This is a genomic window from Paracraurococcus lichenis (genome assembly GCF_030657435.1).
Lineage (GTDB): Bacteria > Pseudomonadota > Alphaproteobacteria > Acetobacterales > Acetobacteraceae > Paracraurococcus > Paracraurococcus lichenis.
In genome coordinates this window covers 1-15,913 of the sequence record NZ_JAUTWS010000053.1, presented here as the reverse complement: position 1 = coordinate 15,913, position 15,913 = coordinate 1, and the positions used below count along the sequence as shown (strand labels likewise).

Here is a 15,913-nt window from a genome sequence, read left to right as displayed (position 1 = left end):
CCGTGCGTCATTCACCGGCGTGATGATCGCCGTTCCGGAGCCGCGTTGGAAGCGGGCCGGCGGCGCCGGCACTCTCCCCGCATCGCGGCAGGGATGCCGCAGCGGACCGAAGGAGAGCCCCATGATCGACGAGAAGACGACCACCCCCTATGCCGCCCTGCTGCTGCGCCTCGGCCTGGGCACGCTGGCCCTGGCGCATGGCGCGCTGCTGAAGCTCGGCACCTTCGGGCTGGCCGGCACCATGGGCTACTTCGCCTCCATCGGCTACCCGCCGGTCTTCGGCGCCGTCGTCGCCTTTGCGGAGGTCCTGGGCGGCATCGCCCTCATCCTTGGCGTCTGGGTGCGGCCGGTCAGCCTGCTCTTCCTGCCGATCCTGCTCGGCGCGACGCTGCAGCACAGCGGCAATGGCTGGATGTTCGCCGGCAAGGGCGGCGGCTGGGAGTTCCCGGCCTTCTGGACGCTGGCCCTTCTGGTGCAGGCCGGGCTCGGCGCCGGCGCTTACGCCCTCGACCCGCGGCGCCTGCTGGGCAGCCGCCGCGCCGTCGCCACTGCCTGATCCCCGGGCGGGCACCGTGCTGACCGGCGGCGGTCAGGCCGCCGCCGCCCTGGTCATGCGAGGCGGAACCGCTTCGCCGCCGCGTCGTAGTCGCCATAGCCGAGCGTCGCGCGCAGCTCGGCCGGCGGCAGGGCGCTCTCGGACTCGGACTTCCCGGCCTGCAGCGCGGCGAGCCCCGCCTTCATGCCGGCGGCGGCCGGGGAGAGCATGCCGGTCGGGAAGGTCCCGATTTTGAAGCCCAGCGCCGCTGCCTCCGCCGCCGTCGGCGTGGCGCGGGCGCCGCCGGGCGAGAGGACGGAGAAGGAGGGCCTGCCGCCCGTCGCCTCGACCGCGCGGCGCATCTCCGCCTCGTCCTGCGGGCTGTCGAGCAGGAAGATGTCGGCGCCCTCCGCCGCGAAGGCCTCGATGCGCGCGACCGCCTCGTCGATCCCCTGGGTCGGGCGGCAATCGGTGCGGGCGAGGATCAGGATGCCGCTCTCCTTCGCCGCCTCCACGGCGGCGCGGATCTTCATCCGCGCCTCCTCCCGCGGCAGGCAGGGCTTGCCGGCCGCCGTCAGCTCCCGCGGGGTGATCTTGTCCTCGATCAGGATGGCGGCGGCGCCGGCGCGGCCATAGGCGCGCACCGTGCGCTGCACGTTCATGGCATTGCCATAGCCATGGTCGCCATCCGCCAGCACCAGCGTCTCCGGCGCCGCGTTGCGCACCATTGTGAAGCTGTCGAACATCTCGCCGAAGGAGATGAGGTCGAGGTCCGGCCCGCCCAGCCGGCTCGCGGCGACGCAGGAGCCGGAGAGGAAAGCGGTGCGGAACCCGGCCGCGGCGGCGAGCTTCGCGCTCAACCCATCCCAGACCGCGGGCATGGTGACGAAGCCTGGTTCGGCCAGCAGCGCGCGCAGGCGGTCGGGCGGGGTCATGGCGGTCCTCTCGATCTCGTTCCGGACCGCAGGATAGGCGACCGGCGCCGGGTGGCCAGGGGCCTCGGTTGAACCGGGGCGCGGAAGGGGTCTAGCCTCCCCGGGTCCAAGCAAGCGCGGCCGCCATCAGGCCATGGCAGGCCCCGGAACATGGGAGAGACGTGCCATGGATGTCGGCATGATGATGATCTTCTCCAGCTATGGCTGGGAGGGTGTCTCCGACAAGGAGGTCTGGGAGGAGGAGCTGCGCCTCGCCTCGCTGGCCGCCGATCTCGGCTTCGACTGCCTCTGGTCGGCCGAGCACCACTTCGCCGACTACTCCTTCGTCCCCGACAACCTGCATTTGATGACCTGGCTGGCGGCGAAGCACCCGCATATCGATGTCGGCACCGCCGCGGTCATCCTGCCCTGGCACGACCCGCTGCGCGTCGCCGAGAATGCCGCGGTGCTCGACATGCTGAGCGGCGGGCGCCTGCGCTTCGGCATGGGCCGCGGCCTGGCGCGGCGCGAATTCGCCGCCTTCCGCCTCAGCATGGACGAATCGCGCGAGCGCTTCGACGAGGCGGCGCCGATGATCATCAACGCCCTGAAGACCGGCTTCATCGAGGGCGAGGGCAAGTTCTACAGGCAGCCGCGGACCGAGTTGCGGCCGCGGCCGCAGCACAGCTTCGACGGCCGGATCTATGCCGTCGCGTCCTCGGAGGATTCGGTGAACTCCGCGGCCAAGCTCGGCGCGCATATGGTGATGTTCGCCGACCGGCCCTGGGAGATGCGGCTGCCGGTCATCGAGCGCGGCCGGGAACTCCACCGCCAGTACCACGGCACCGAGCCGCCGACCCTGATGATGACGGAGTTCGTCATCTGCGGCGAGGACGATGCGCGCTGCGAGGAGGAGGCCACCCGCTACCAGGGCAAGTTCGTGGAGAGCAATTTCCACCACTACGAGTTCCTGGGCGAGCATTTTGCCAGTGTGAAGGGCTATGACTCCTACCAGCAGAAGGCGGATCTCGCGCGCAAGGCGGGCGGCCTGGAAGGCGCGGTGAAGGGCTTCATGCAGGCGGCGAGCTGGGGCACGCCGGAGAGGATCCTGCGCGGCCTCGAGAAGCGGCGGGAGCTTCTGGGGACCTTCGAGCTGAACGTCGCCTTCCGCTTCGGCGGCACGCCGATGGCCGTGGCGGAGCGCGGCCTGAAGCTCTTCGCCAAGGAGGTACTGCCGGTGCTGAAGTCCTGGGGCAAGCCGAGCGCGCGGCAGGCGGCGGAGTAGCCGTCGCTCAGCGCCGGCCGAGCCGGACGCCGAGCGCGCAGATGCCAGCGGCGGCGAGCGCGAAGGCCGCCGGCGCGCCGAAGCCGCCGATGGCGAGGCCCACCAGCACCGGGCCCAGCGACTGGCCGCCGAAGAAGTGGCAGGCATGCAGTGCGACCGCGGAGCCGCGCGCTTCCGGCGCCACCTCCGTCACCCGCGTCTGGATGCTGTTGTGGATCATGTAGAAGCCGGTCCCAAGCACCAGCCCGGCGGCGATGAACAGCACCGCGAAGGGCGCGACGGCGAAGCCCAGCAGCGCCAGGCCGGCGATCACGCCGCCGAGGCGCACCATGCGCGACTGGCCGAGCCGCGCCAGCATCGGCCGGGCCAGCGCGGCATAGACGAAGCCGCCGCAGCCGAAGGCCGCCACCGCCAGCCCCGCTTCCAGCGTCGCACTGGCCGCGCCGCCGAGGCCGCGCGATTCCAGCACCGGCGCCAGCCAGGGGAAGGTGCCGAAGACCAGCAGCCCCTCGATGAAGACCGAGGCGTAGAGCAGGCGCGCCGCCGGCAGGCGCAGGATCATGCCGTAACGCTCGATCGCCTTGGCCGGGGCGAAGCGCCGGCGCGGCTCCGGCGGGCCGCCGAAGGGGATGAGGAAGAGCAGCGCCGAGGCCGCCAGCGCGACCGCGCCGCAGAGCCCGAGCACGCCCCGCCAGCCGAGGAAGGGCGCCAGCACGCCGGCCAGCGCGCCGCCGCCGATCTGCCCGGCGATGGCGAAGACCACCACGCGGCTCAGCGCCACCTGCCGCTCGGCGATCGGCACCGCATCCGCCACCGTCGCCAGCGTCAGCGGCATCACGCCGCCGGCCGCCATGCCGGTCAGCGCCCGCAGCAGCATCAGCGTGCCGAGATCGGGGGCGAGCGGCGCGAGCAGGGCGAAGACCGAGAGCAGGAGGAGGGCGACGCGGATGATGCGCTTCTTGCCGAGCGCATCGCCGACCGGGCCCAGGATGGGCTGGATGGCGGCGAAGGGCACGGCGAAGACGGTCGCCAGCAGCGCGGCCTGGTCCGCCGTGGTGGCGAACTCGGCCGCGATGGTGGTGACGAAGGGGTCGGTGACCCGCCCGCTCAGCGCGCCCGAGAAGGAGGACAGGCCGAGCAGGAGGATGAGCCGGCGGGTCGAACCCGCATCGGCGCGCGGCCCGGGGCCGGCGGGATCGGAGGGCATCTGCGCGGTATGCGGCGCGCCGCCCGCCCGGGCAACCGGGCCCGGCGCGTCAGGGCAGATCGCCGCAGAGTGGAAACGCTCGGAGGCGTGAATCTGCTCTGCAAATCAAAAGCCTAGAGCATTCCCACGCTGCACGGTCAGCGTGGGAATGCTCTAGCGCCGCGCCTGGCCGCGCTTGATCTCGCGCTCGACAGCGCTGCGCTCGGAGGAGCCGAGGCGGCGGATGATCTCCCGCACGATGGCGGGGCTGATGCGGTGCCGCTTGGCGAGGTAGGCGACCTCCTCCTCGACGCGGGCGGCATCGGCGAGGGTGGTCGTATCGGTCTTGGTCGGTGCGTGGGCCATGGGGGAATATCCTGCGGTTCCGGCCCCGCGCGGGGCCGGGCCGTGCCATAAACAAGCGGTCTCGAGGGGAGAACCAGCGACTCCCCCCATGTGGGAGCGCGGGCGGCCAATTGCCGTCCAGCCTTCGGCACCGTGTCCCGCGCCGGGCGCAGGGGTGGGGTGCGCCGACGCCATGGCTCAGCGCGGGCCGGGAACCGGTTCCGGCGGCAGCGGCGCGGCCCTCGGCTGCGACGGCCGGCTGAGGACATAGGCCGCGACCGCCAGCAGACAAGCGCCGGCGAGGCCGGAGGCCAGCAGGTTGCGGAAGACCAGCGTCACCATCAGCCAGCCCGCCGCCATGCCGAGCAGCGCGGCGCGCTTGGCGCGCGGGCTGATGCTGCCGTGGTCCTCCCAGTGCCGCAGCGTCGCGCCGAAGCGGGGATGCGCGCGCAGCCGGGCGCGAAGCTGCGGGTTGGCACGGCCAAAGGCCCAGGCGGCGACGATCAGGAAGACCGTGGTCGGCATCACCGGCAGCACCGCGCCGATCGCGGCCAGCACCAGGCACAGATAGCCGAGGCCGAGCAGCATCCACCGGTTCGGCCCGCGCGAGGGCGGCCCTGCCGGCGGAGTCCGGGCGTCCTGCATCCGGGCGGTCAGGCCGCGGCCAGCCGGGCGGCGACGCGGGCGACCAGCGCCTCGCGCTCCGCCCGCATGCCGGCGCCGCGATCGCGCGCGGCCTCCAGAACCGCGGCGGGTGCGATGGAGGGGTGCCCGGCCGCGAAGGGCGGCGCCGGTGCATATTCGATGCCGAGCTGGATCGCCTGCGCCGCCGCTTCGCCCGCGATCTCGGCCGCGATGGTCAGCGCGAAGTCGATCCCGGCTGTCACGCCGCCGCCGGTGAGCAGGTTGCCGTCGCGGACCACCCGCGCCTGCACCGGGATGGCGCCGAGGACGGCGAGGAAGTCGTGGCTCGCCCAATGCGTGGTCGCGCGCCGGCCGCGCAGCAGCCCCGCCGCGCCCAGCACCAGCGCGCCGGTGCAGACGGAGGTGACCCAGCGCGCCCCGGCCGCCTGGCGCCGGAGGAAGGCCAGCACCTCCTCGTCCTCCATCAGCGCCGCGACACCCGGCCCGCCGGGGACGCAGACCAGGTCGAGCTGCGGGCAATCGGCGAGCGCCGTATCGGCAAGGATGACGAGGCCGGTATCGGACCGCACCGGCCCGGCCTGCTTCCACAGCGTCCGCACCTCCGCCCCCGGCAGGCGGCCCAGCACCTCGAAAGGCCCCGTGAAGTCGAGCTGGGTGAGCCGCGGGAAGAGCAGGAAGCCGATACGGAGCGGGCTGGTCATGCGGGCGGTCCTCCGGACACGGGCGCGGATGCTGCCATGGCGCGGCGGCGGGGCGAAGCCTCCCGGCGGCACCGGGCAAGGCTGGTCGCCTCCCGGGGGATGCCAATGGCGGCTCCGGCATCGCCTTGTGCGGTCGCGCACAGGTTTCCCTGAATCATTCCTTGTTACTCATTTCCCCGCGAGGCACGGTTCGCCGGACGGCGCCACCCCTTCGATGGCGCCGGGCGGGAGGACCCCGATGTCGAATATCGCCGGCAAAGCCTATGCGATGAACGTGCTGACGCCGATGAAGCCGCGCTGGACCTGGGTGCAGGTCGCGCTCTTCATGCTGTCGCGCAGCCAGCCGACGCAGCTCCTGGGCCTGCTCGGGCTCAAGCTCATCCATTTCGCGCGCTGGGTCATCATCCGCCGCGACCAGTGGCCGGATCTCGGCCAGCCCGAGCTGAAGCAGAGCATGCGGAACGACTACATGCTCTTCCTCAGCAACTTCAACGGCACCTGGGACCAGTACATCGACGCCTTCGCCGACGGCATCCCCTCCGGCCTCGACCTCTTCTGGTATGCCAGCACGAAATACCCGCATTCGATCCCGATCGCCGATTTCAAGGCCTACATCACGCACAACCAGATCGACACCTCCTACTACTACAACGCCACGCCGGGCGCGGCGCAGCGGGACATCAAGCGCGCGCTGCGCATCCAGTCGGCGATCGCGGACCTGACCAAGGTCGCCGAGGGCAACGACGCGGCGGCCTTCGCCGCGGCCTATCGCCGCGCGATGATCGAGGGCGACCTGCAGAATGCGCTCGGCAGCCATGGCTATGCGCCCTCCGCCTCGGTCGCCACCGAGCGGGCGGATGCGCGCAAGGCCGACTTCCTCCGCAAGTCGAAGGACCCCGCCTGGGCCGCGCCCTTCCCCGGCGCGCCTTCCACGCAATCCGCGCCGCCCGACCAGGCGGCGGCAGGCTGAGGAGGCACGTGCCATGCCCGATATCGAGACCGGCCACTACTTCCTGACCATGCTCGCGCCGGTGAAGGTCGGCGCGGTCGAGGGCGAGTTCGGCTGCTCCTACCGGCAGCGGTTGCAGACCGTCCTCTCCTCCTTGCCCAATTCGGAGGTCACGGCGAATTCGCGCGGCGTCGCGCCGGGCAGCCCCTTCGCGCGCAACACCATGACTCATCTGGCGCGCTTCGTGATCATCGACGACCAGCCCTATAATGGGCGGGAGAACGGCGACACGCTGGTCAGCAAGCTGGGCGGCGTCGACCCGCTGGTGCACCAGCCGGTGGACCGGCTCACCATGCCCTACCTGCTATTCGCCGCGGATTTCGACGTACGGCAGGTGCCAGGGCGCGGCGGTGCCCTGGTGGACCACCCGGACCCGCTGCAGGACATCACGCACACGCTGTGGAACACGATGCAGGCGGAGCTGCGCGACGTCTTCTCAAACTGCCACGGCTTCGAGGCGGTGAACTCGGCCGAGGGCTTCGAGGCCTATGTGCGGCTGTGCCGGGTCGAGACGACCATGCCCTTCAACGACTACTACCCCTACGAGCCGGCCGAGCTCGCCGGGGTGCTGGCGAAGCTGCGGCCGGACCTGCCGGTGCCGATCGGCGCGATCAAGACCGGCGCCAAGCTGCTGGCCGGCCTCGTCGGGCTCTGGCTGGTATCGATCCTCGGCGCCGCCTTCCTGCCGGAGGGCGGGGTGGAGCGGTTCCTCGGCACCGTCTCCCGCTGGGGCCTGCTGGTGGTGCCGCTGCTGCTCGCCGGCGCCGCGGCCTGGCTCTACAGCCTCTACCGGAAGATCATGACGCAGGGGCCGAAGCCGCTGCCGCGCAGCGCCGGCCTGCCGGAGGTGCTGAAGGCGCTCTATGTGCAGCAGCGCTTCGTCGATTTCGCCATCGCCAACCAGGGCGCCGAGCCCGCCCCGCTGCTGGCCGCCTTCAAGGCCTTCCTCAGGGACGAGAAGCCCGCCGAGACCGCCGGCCCGACCCAGGCGCCCGGCCTGATCCGCCTGCCCGAATACGCGCTGCCGAAGGGAGCCAAGGCATGAGCGAGCTCGACCTGCACGACATCCAGGGCAACATCACCCGCCCCTATGGACGCTACGGCTTCCCCTATGCGCGCTACTTCCTCTTCCATATCGAGGAAGGCGAAGGCGATGCCGGCCGCTGGTTCGTCGACCAGCTCCGGGCCTATGTGACCACGGCGGAGCCCTGGAAGAGCAGCAAGACCGAAAACAGGCCCGGCGTGACCAAGGTGAAGCCGCTGGTGACGGTGAATGTCGCCTTCACCTATGCCGGGCTCTGCGCGCTCGACCTGCCGACCGCGACGCTGCGCGGCATGCCGGACGAGTTCATCGAGGGCATGGCCTGCCGCAAGCACATCCTGGGCGACCTGCATGGCAGCGACCCCGCCGAATGGGATCCGGTCTGGCGCGACGCCAACCTGCCGCATGGCAGGCGGACCCATATCTGGGTGGCGCTGAATGCCCAGGCCAAGGAGATCGAGGGCACGCCGGTCGACGAGCTCGAGGTCTGGACCACCTGGCTGAAGGCGTTGACGGAGAACCCGCACGCCAAGGACAAGGTCCTGCTGCTGAAGGGCCATGGCCGCGATGGCCAGGGCGAATGGCAGGACAGCTGCACCAGGATGGTGCGCGACCCCGTCACCGGCCGCCCGATGCCGACGCCGGACGAGCATTTCGGCTTCATGGACGGCATCGGCGACCCGGTCTTCACCGGCCAGTACGAGGAGAAGGAGGAGGCGGTCGAGGTCATCGGCGACGGCAAGCTGATGCCCGGGCCCTATGGCCAGGCAAGCTGGAAGCCGCTCGCCGCCGGCGAATTCCTCTTCGGCTACCCGAGCGAGGGGCAGGAGGAATCGATGGCCTCCGTCCCCTATCAGTTCATGCGCAACGGCACCTTCATGGCGCTGCGCAAGCTGCACCAGAACACCGGCACCTTCCATCGGCAGATGCGGGACTACGCCGCCCTCTACCGGCGCGTCGCCAACCTCGCCTCCGAGGAGGAGGCGCTGGAGACGCTGAAGGCGAAGATGGTGGGGCGCTGGCGGTCCGGCGTGCCGCTGACGGTGGCGCCGACCTACCGGGAGATGCTCGACATCCTGAAGGACTACCCGATGATGCTGAAGCGGCAGAAGGGCGAGGTCCTGCAGGGTCCGGCGGAATGGCTGGCCTACAAGGCCGAGCTGGCGCGGATCGACGGCACCGCCGTGCTGCGCAATTTCCGCTACACCGACGACCCGCAGGGCCGGAAATGCCCGCTCGGCGCCCATATGCGCCGCGCCAATCCGCGCGACATGCTCGACCCGCAGCCCGACCGCGACGCCAAGGGGCAGGTGACCTCCAGCACCTCCACCCTGGTGAACCGCCGGCGGATCCTGCGCCGCGGCCTGCCCTATGGCGAGTGCAGCGAGCGGGACGAGGACGAGCACGGCGTCTTCATCATGGCGCTCTGCACCAGCCTGTTCCGGCAGTTCGAGTTCATCCAGCAGCAATGGGTGCAATACGGCCTGGACTTCGAGAGCGGCAACGACACATGCCCGATCGTCGGCAACCGCGACCAGGCCGCGAAATTCGTGATCCCCGCGGACGGCACGAATGGCGCCATGCCCTTCGTGGCGCAGGACATGCAGCAATACGTCGTGGTCCGCGGCGGCGACTACTTCTTCATTCCCAGCATGAACGCCCTGCGCATGATCGCGACGGGCGAAATCGATCCGACCTGAGCCGATGGACGCCCGGGTCGCGACCGCGCCGAAGAGCAGCGGCTCCAAGCTGCTCGACGCGCTGAAGAGCAAGATGGACTGGGGGTTCCTGCTGCTCAGGAACACCCTCCCCATCCTGGTGGTCCCCTGGAAGGGGCGGACCTATGCGCTGGTGACGCGCTACGACGACGTGCAGGAGGTGCTGCAGCGCCCCAACGTCTTCAACGTCACCTATGCGCCGAAGATTGCCGTCATCATGGACGGCGACAACATCTTCCTCGGCATGAAGGACGAGCCGAACTACACCCGCGACAGGACCAACATGCGCATGACCGCCCCGCGCGGCGAGGCGCTGTCGCGGGTGAAGCCGGAGGTCGCGCGGCTGACGGCGGAGGCGGTGCAGCGCGCCCTGCCGGGCGGCCGGCTGGACCTGGCGATGGAACTGACGCAGGACGTCACCACCCGCTTCTTCGGCGCCTATTTCGGCACGCCGGGCCGGTCGGTGACGCAGTTCTCCGACCAGGTGCGCTGGCTCTTCGGCTGGATGTTCGCCGATATCGCCAACGACCCGGCGAAGGCGGCGCCGGCCGCGCGGCTCGCCGCCGACCTGCGCGCCTATGTCGAGGAGGCCATCGCCGCCCGCAAGCAGGCGCGCGGACAGCAGGACGACATCCTGGAGCGCTGCCTGCGCTTCCAGGACATGGGCACCGAGGGCTTCTCCGACCGCGAGATCCGCAACAACCTCATCGGCCTGATCGTCGGCGCGCTGCCGCAGGCGCCGATGGTCATCCCGCAGCTCTTCGACATCCTGCTCGACCGGCCACAACAGTTGCGGGAGGCGCAGGCGGCGGCGCGGGCCGATGACGACGCAGCGGTCTCCCGCTACGTCTTCGAGGCCTCGCGCTTCTTCCCGCTCACCCCCGGCCTGTTCCGGAATTGCGAGGAGGATTACCGGGTCGCGGCCGGCAACTGGCGGGCGCGGACCATCCCGAAGGGCGCCTTCGTCATGGCGGCCACGCGCTCGGCCATGTTCGACGGGCGCCGGGTGCCGCGCTCCTGGCAGTTCCGCACGGACCGGCCGGACTACAGCTACATGCATTTCGGCTACGGCATGCATGAGTGCTTCGGGCTCTACATGAACCGGGTGATGGTGCCGGAGATCTGCAAGGCGGTGCTGAAGCTGCCCAACCTCCGCCGCGCCCCGGGGCCGGAAGGACGCCTCCGCATGGACGAGGAGTTCGGCATCTTCCCGATGAACCTGACCGTCGCCTTCGGCTGACACGCCGCCCGGCCGGCAGGGCCCACCCGTGCCGGCCTTTTTGCGGCGAAGTTACTTGCATGATGATAGTGACCCCGCCTAGCCTGCCGCCATGCGCCGGACCAGCTTCGCCGACATGCCCTGCCCGATCGCCCGCTCGCTCGACCGGGTGGGGGAGTGGTGGAGCATCCTGATCCTGCGGGACGCCTTCGCCGGCATGACCCGCTTCGAGGAATTCCAGGAGAGCCTCGGCATCGCGCCGAACATGCTGAGCCGCCGCCTCGCCGCCCTGGTCGAGGCCGGCTTGCTGGAGAAGCACCCCTATTCCGAGCGGCCGCCGCGCCACGAATACCGCCTGACCGCGCGCGGGCGGGACTTCCGCCCGGTGCTGCTCGCCATGCTGGCCTGGGGCAACCGGCATTTCGCGCCGGAAGGTGCCGCCGTGCAGATCGTCGATGCCCGCACCGGCGCGCCGGCCGAGCCGGTCCTGATGGACCGCGTCACGCTTCGCCCGATCGACGGGCCGGACTTCACCCTCGCCCCCGGACCGGCCGCGGGCGAGCGGACCCGCCGCCGCTTCGCGCGCCCCCGCCAGCCGGCCCCGGAAGGGAAGACGCCATGACCGCCGAGACGCCGATCCGGCCCGCAATGCCCGCGGCGACGCCGGCCCCGACCGCGCCGGCGATGAACCCGCGCACGCGGCTGCTGCTGCAGGGACCGCCGCTGCGGACGCTGCTGCGCCTGGCCTGGCCGAACACGCTGGTCATGCTGGCGCAGGCCTCGGTCGGGCTGATCGAAACCTGGTGGGTCGGGCATCTCGGCACCGATGCGCTGGCCGGCATGGCGCTGGTCTTCCCCGGCTTCATGATGATGCAGATGCTCTCGGGCGGCGCCATGGGCGGCGGCATCGCCTCGGCCATCGCCCGCGCGCTGGGCGCGAACCGGCGCGAGGATGCCGATGCGCTGGTGCTGCACGCCCTCGTCATCAACGGCGCGCTCGGGCTGCTCTTCTCGGCGCTGGTCATCGGCTTCGGCCCGGCGCTCTACCGCGCCCTCGGCGGGGAGGGCGCCTCGCTCGAGGCCGCGCTCGCCTATTCCGACGTGGTCTTCGCCGGCGCCGTGCTGGTCTGGCTCTACAATGCCTTCGCCAGCGTGCTGCGCGGCACGGGGAACATGATGCTGCCCTCGCTCGCCGTGGTGCTCGGCGTGGTGCTGCTCGTCCCGCTCTCGCCGGTGCTGATCTTCGGCTTCGGGCCCGTCCCTGCGCTCGGCGTCGCGGGGGCCGGCTGGGCTGTCGTGCTGACCTCGCTGCTCACCACGGCGCTGCTCGGCTGGGCTGTCGTGACGGGGCGCAGCATCGCGCGGTTCCGGATCGCCAGGCTGCGGGCGGCGCTGTTCCTCGACATCCTCAAGGTCGGCGCGGTCGCCTCGCTCTCGACCTTCCAGACCACGCTGACGGTCATGCTGACCACCGCCGTGGTCGGCGCCGCCGGCGGGCCGGATGCCATCGCCGGCTATGGCACCGGCAACCGACTGGAATACCTGCTGATCCCGCTGGTCTTCGGCCTCGGCGCGCCGCTCGTCGCGCTGGTCGGCACCAATATCGGCGCGGGGCAGAACCGGCGGGCGCTGCGCATCGCGCTGACCGGCGGCGCGCTGGCCTTCCTGCTGACCGAGGCGATCGGCCTCGCCGCCGCGATCTGGCCCGCCGCTTGGCTCGGCCTCTTCGGCGCCGACCCGGCGATGATCGAGACGGGCAGCGCCTATCTCCGCGTGGTCGGGCCGGCCTATGGCTTCTTCGGCCTCGGCCTGTCGCTCTACTTCGCCTCGCAGGGCGCGGGGCGGCTGCTCTGGCCGTTGCTGGCCGGCGCCCTGCGGCTGGCCATCGCGGTCCTGGGCGGCTGGGCGGCGCTGGTCCTGACCGGCTCGCTCGCCTGGGTCTTCGCCGCCCTCGCGCTCGCCCTGGTCGCCTATGGCACGCTGATCGTCAGCGTCCTCGCTTCCGGCGCCTGGTTCCGCCACGCCGGGGGTTCCGCGTGAGCATTCCGATGCAATAGCCTGCCCCCCGTGCAGGCGGCCCGACAGAGAGGCCGCCAATGAGGGAGGACAGGCGATGACGGAGCTCGACCGCAGGACCGTGCTCAAGGCCGCCGCGCCGGCGCTGGGCGGCCTGCCCTGGCGCAGCGCCAAGGCCCAAGGGACGAACAGTCCGACGAATACGATCAGGCTCGGCGTGCCCGTGGACATGTCCGGCATGTACCGCGACGTCACGGGCGCCGTCTCGGTCGCCGCGGTGCGGCAGGCGATCCAGGATTTCGGCCCGCGCGGCTTCAACGTCGAACTCGTCGCCGCCGACCACCAGAACAAGCCGGATGTCGGCCTCAGCATCGCCCGGCAGTGGTTCGACCGCGACGGCGTCGATGCCCTGGTGGATGTCGCGACGTCCTCCGTCGCCCTCGCGGTCAACGACCTGGTGCGGGAGAAGAACAAGGTCCACCTGAACAGCTCCGCCGCCAGCTCCGACATGACGGGCAAGGGCTGCTCGCCCAACATGGTGCACTGGACCTACGACACCTGGATGCTGGCGAACTCGGTCGGCGGCGCGACGGTGCAGGCGGGCGGCGATAGCTGGTTCTTCATCACCGCCGACTATGCCTTCGGCCATGCGCTGGAACGCGACACCTCCGGCTTCGTGCGCGCGGCGGGCGGGAAGATCCTCGGCAGCGTGCGCACGCCCTTTCCCGGCACGCAGGATTTCTCGTCGTTCCTGCTGCAGGCGCAGGCGAGCCGGGCGAAGGTGATTGGCCTGGCCAATGCCGGCACCGACACCACCAACTGCGTGAAGCAGGCGGCCGAGTTCGGGCTGACGCGGAGCGGCATCAGGCTCGCCTCCCTGCTGCTCTTCATCTCGGAGGTCCACTCGCTCGGCCTCAGGACCGCGGCGGGGCTGATCGTGACGGAGAGTTTCTACTGGGACCTCAACAACCGCACCCGCGCCTTCACCGCGCGGCTGCGGCAGCAGGTCGGGCCGGCGCCGGCCATCGCCAGCACCCATGCCGGGACCTATGCCGGCACGCTGCACTACCTGAAGGCGGTGCAGGACATGGGCGTCGCCGCGGCGAAGGCGAGCGGCGCCGAGGCGGTGGCGCGCATGAAGGCGATGCCGACCGACGACGACGCCTTCGGCCACGGCCGCATCCGCGCGGACGGGCGCAAGCTGCACCCGGCCTACCTATTTGAAGTGAAGCGGCCGGAGGAGAGCCGCGGCCCCTTCGACTACTACAAGCTGCTGCAGACCACGCCGGCGGAGCAGGCCTTCCGGCCGATAGAGCAGGGCGGTTGCCCGCTGGTGCGAGCGTAGCGCAAGAGGAACGCCGCCGCCAGATGATTGGCTTGCGCCAGGCCGGCCCGACCTATCCGGCCTGACCTGTGGTGAGATCGCCGCCCAGGCCGGCCTGAGCGCGACCGGGGTGTTCGACATCTACCATCGCTATGCCGAGCGTGGCGCGGCCGGGCTGACGAGCGGCCCGCACGGGCCCGAACCGGGACATGGCCGGCTCCTCACGGCTGAGCGGGAGCTTGGTGATGTCTATACCCGCGTCGGCAACCCGACAATGGGTGTGCTGGAACAGCGCATCGCCGCGCTGGAAGGCGGCGCCGTGGCGCTGGCGGCCGCCAGCGGCGAGGCGGCCTCGGCCTTTGCGGTGCAGAACCTGGCGCATGCCGGCGACAATATTGTGTCCTCCACCGGTCTCTATGGCGGCACCTGGAACCTGTTTGCCAACACGCTGCGCGACCAGGGCATCGAGGTCCGCTTCGTCGATCCTGCCGACCCGGCGGCCTTCCTGCGCGCCAGAGACGACCCGACCCGCGCCTGGTATGCCGAGACCCTGCCCAACCCGAAGCCGGAGCCATTCCCGGTCGCCGAGGTGGCGGCGCTCGGCCGGCCGCTCGGCATTCCGCTGATCGTCGACAATGCCGCCGCACCGCTGCTGGTGAAGCCCTTCGAGCACGGCGCCGCGATGGTGGTGCATTCGCATCGGCGGCCACGGCACCAGCATCGGTGACATCATCGTCGATGGTGGGAATTTCGACTGGGCGACCCATCCCGCATGCCAGCCGGCGCTGCACCGCCCGGACCCCAGCCACCACGGCGCGGTCTGGGTCGAGGCCGCCAAGCCACTCGGCCCCATCGCCTATATCTTCAAGGCGCGGACCACGCTGCTGCGCGACCTCGGCGCCGCGCTGTCACCCTTCAACGCTTTCCTGGTTCTGCAAGGACTGGAGACGCTGCTGCTGCGGATCCGCGAGCACAGCCGCGATGCCGAGGCGGTGGCGGATTGGCTGGCGGGGCGGCCGGAGGTGCCCCCGGTGATCCACCCGAAGCACCTGGCCGGCCAGGCGGCGGAACGGGCCGCGCGATACCTGCCGCAGCACAAGTGCGGCCTGGTCGGCTTCGAGCTCTCCGGCGGCGCCGAGGCGGGGCGGCGTTTCATCGATGCCCTGAAGCTCTTCTACCGCGTCGCCAATATCGGCGATTCGCGCAGCCCGGCAATCCACCCGGCGAGCACCACGCATAGCCAGCTCTCGGTGGCCGACGAGGCCGCGACCGGCGTCTCGCCCGGCGATGTCCGCCTTTCCGTCGGCATCGAGCATATCGACGACATCCTGGCCGATCTTGGCCAGGCGCTGGATGCCGCCGGCGACAGCCTGCGCGCCGCGGCGGAGTAGCGCCTTGCGATGACGTATTCCCGGACTGAGATGTCCGGACTGCAGCGCCGCCCGTCGCCGGCGGAGGCGCCTGCCGAGGCAGGCGTGATCAGGCGACAACATGACCGGCGTTTCCTCCCCTACCTCGGCCGGGGCCTAACGGTCCGGCCATCTATTCTCGCGGCCATGCACTCGCGCAGCGCCCTCTTATTTCACGCTCAGATTGTGCTTGAAATTATGAATACTCAGTTTTCACGGCAAGAACGCACGTTGCCTCGAGGAGCCAGAATGCCGCGGCCCACCATCGCCATCGTCGGCGCCGGATTCAGCGGCACCCTGCTCGCGCTGCACCTGCTGCGCTGCTGTCCCGAAGCGATCCGGGTCACCCTGATCGAGCGCAATTCGGCCTTCGGGCGCGGCCAGGCCTATGCCACCGGCAACCCCAGCCACCTGCTGAACGTGCCGGCGGCGCGGATGATCGCCTTCCACGACCAGCCCAACCATTTCGTCGACTGGCTGCGGCGGCAGCCGGATGCCGAGGCGCTGCTGGCGCAGGGTTTCGTGCCGCGCCGCCTGTTCGGCGCCTACTACGGAGGCCATCAAA

15 protein-coding genes and 1 pseudogene are annotated in these 15,913 nt (G+C 70.9%); 11 read left to right on the top strand and 5 right to left on the bottom strand.

Annotation, left to right across the window (positions count from 1 at the left end; all coding sequences use genetic code 11):
- The first annotated feature begins 121 nt into the window (after window positions 1–121).
- Window positions 122–556, top strand: a complete 435-nt coding sequence (locus Q7A36_RS30105; RefSeq protein ID WP_305107484.1) for a DoxX family protein — start codon at window positions 122–124, stop codon at window positions 554–556.
- Window positions 557–609: 53 nt separating this feature from the next.
- Here the strand turns inward: Q7A36_RS30105 and Q7A36_RS30100 are convergent, their stop codons facing one another.
- Window positions 610–1,470 (bottom strand): isocitrate lyase/PEP mutase family protein, encoded by an 861-nt coding sequence (locus Q7A36_RS30100; RefSeq protein ID WP_305107483.1) that lies wholly within the window; start codon window positions 1,468–1,470, stop codon window positions 610–612.
- A 166-nt stretch (window positions 1,471–1,636) separates the two neighbouring features.
- Here Q7A36_RS30100 and Q7A36_RS30095 point away from each other — a divergent pair, with 166 nt between their 5' ends.
- Window positions 1,637–2,734 carry an LLM class flavin-dependent oxidoreductase gene (locus Q7A36_RS30095; protein WP_305107482.1) on the top strand — a complete coding sequence of 366 codons (1,098 nt, stop codon included), beginning with the start codon at window positions 1,637–1,639 and terminating at the stop codon, window positions 2,732–2,734.
- A 7-nt stretch (window positions 2,735–2,741) separates the two neighbouring features.
- Here Q7A36_RS30095 and Q7A36_RS30090 read toward each other — a convergent pair whose 3' ends face one another.
- From Q7A36_RS30090 to Q7A36_RS30075, 4 genes are all read right to left on the bottom strand, one after another.
- A complete protein-coding gene (locus tag Q7A36_RS30090) occupies window positions 2,742–3,941 on the bottom strand; it encodes an MFS transporter (RefSeq protein ID WP_305107481.1) in 1,200 nt (399 codons plus the stop codon).
- A 153-nt stretch (window positions 3,942–4,094) separates the two neighbouring features.
- Window positions 4,095–4,286 (bottom strand): hypothetical protein, encoded by a 192-nt coding sequence (locus tag Q7A36_RS30085; protein WP_305107480.1) that lies wholly within the window; start codon window positions 4,284–4,286, stop codon window positions 4,095–4,097.
- 177 nt (window positions 4,287–4,463) lie between these two features.
- Window positions 4,464–4,853 carry a YbaN family protein gene (locus Q7A36_RS30080; RefSeq protein ID WP_305107479.1) on the bottom strand — a complete coding sequence of 130 codons (390 nt, stop codon included), beginning with the start codon at window positions 4,851–4,853 and terminating at the stop codon, window positions 4,464–4,466.
- 65 nt (window positions 4,854–4,918) lie between these two features.
- On the bottom strand, window positions 4,919–5,611 hold the full coding sequence (locus Q7A36_RS30075) for a DJ-1/PfpI family protein (RefSeq protein WP_305107478.1): 693 nt from the start codon (window positions 5,609–5,611) through the stop codon (window positions 4,919–4,921).
- A gap of 238 nt (window positions 5,612–5,849) precedes the next feature.
- On the opposite strand from Q7A36_RS30075, the gene Q7A36_RS30070 reads away from it, so the two are divergent.
- From Q7A36_RS30070 to Q7A36_RS30030, 9 genes and pseudogenes are all read left to right on the top strand, one after another.
- Window positions 5,850–6,581 (top strand): hypothetical protein, encoded by a 732-nt coding sequence (locus tag Q7A36_RS30070; protein ID WP_305107477.1) that lies wholly within the window; start codon window positions 5,850–5,852, stop codon window positions 6,579–6,581.
- Between the two features lie 13 nt (window positions 6,582–6,594).
- Window positions 6,595–7,665, top strand: a complete 1,071-nt coding sequence (locus Q7A36_RS30065) for a hypothetical protein (protein WP_305107476.1) — start codon at window positions 6,595–6,597, stop codon at window positions 7,663–7,665.
- The gene (locus Q7A36_RS30060) at window positions 7,662–9,362 is read left to right on the top strand and encodes a Dyp-type peroxidase (RefSeq protein WP_305107475.1); all 1,701 of its coding nucleotides are present in this window, start codon (window positions 7,662–7,664) and stop codon (window positions 9,360–9,362) included. Before Q7A36_RS30065 ends, Q7A36_RS30060 begins: the two co-directional genes overlap by 4 nt.
- Before the next feature lie 4 nt (window positions 9,363–9,366).
- Window positions 9,367–10,620: a cytochrome P450 gene (locus Q7A36_RS30055; protein WP_305107474.1), complete on the top strand. Its 1,254-nt coding sequence runs from the start codon at window positions 9,367–9,369 to the stop codon at window positions 10,618–10,620.
- A 91-nt stretch (window positions 10,621–10,711) separates the two neighbouring features.
- Window positions 10,712–11,221, top strand: coding sequence for a winged helix-turn-helix transcriptional regulator (locus Q7A36_RS30050; RefSeq protein WP_305107473.1), 510 nt, complete (start codon window positions 10,712–10,714; stop codon window positions 11,219–11,221).
- Complete coding sequence (locus Q7A36_RS30045) at window positions 11,218–12,639, top strand: MATE family efflux transporter (protein WP_305107472.1); 1,422 nt, start codon at window positions 11,218–11,220, stop codon at window positions 12,637–12,639. The genes Q7A36_RS30050 and Q7A36_RS30045 overlap by 4 nt, the downstream gene beginning before the upstream one ends.
- A 73-nt stretch (window positions 12,640–12,712) precedes the next feature.
- On the top strand, window positions 12,713–13,960 hold the full coding sequence (locus Q7A36_RS30040) for an ABC transporter substrate-binding protein (RefSeq protein ID WP_305107471.1): 1,248 nt from the start codon (window positions 12,713–12,715) through the stop codon (window positions 13,958–13,960).
- A gap of 253 nt (window positions 13,961–14,213) precedes the next feature.
- Window positions 14,214–15,330, top strand: a pseudogene (locus Q7A36_RS30035) (O-acetylhomoserine aminocarboxypropyltransferase/cysteine synthase family protein).
- 267 nt (window positions 15,331–15,597) lie between these two features.
- Window positions 15,598–15,913: FAD/NAD(P)-binding protein (locus tag Q7A36_RS30030; RefSeq protein ID WP_305107470.1), on the top strand; the 316-nt coding region annotated here is incomplete at its 3' end.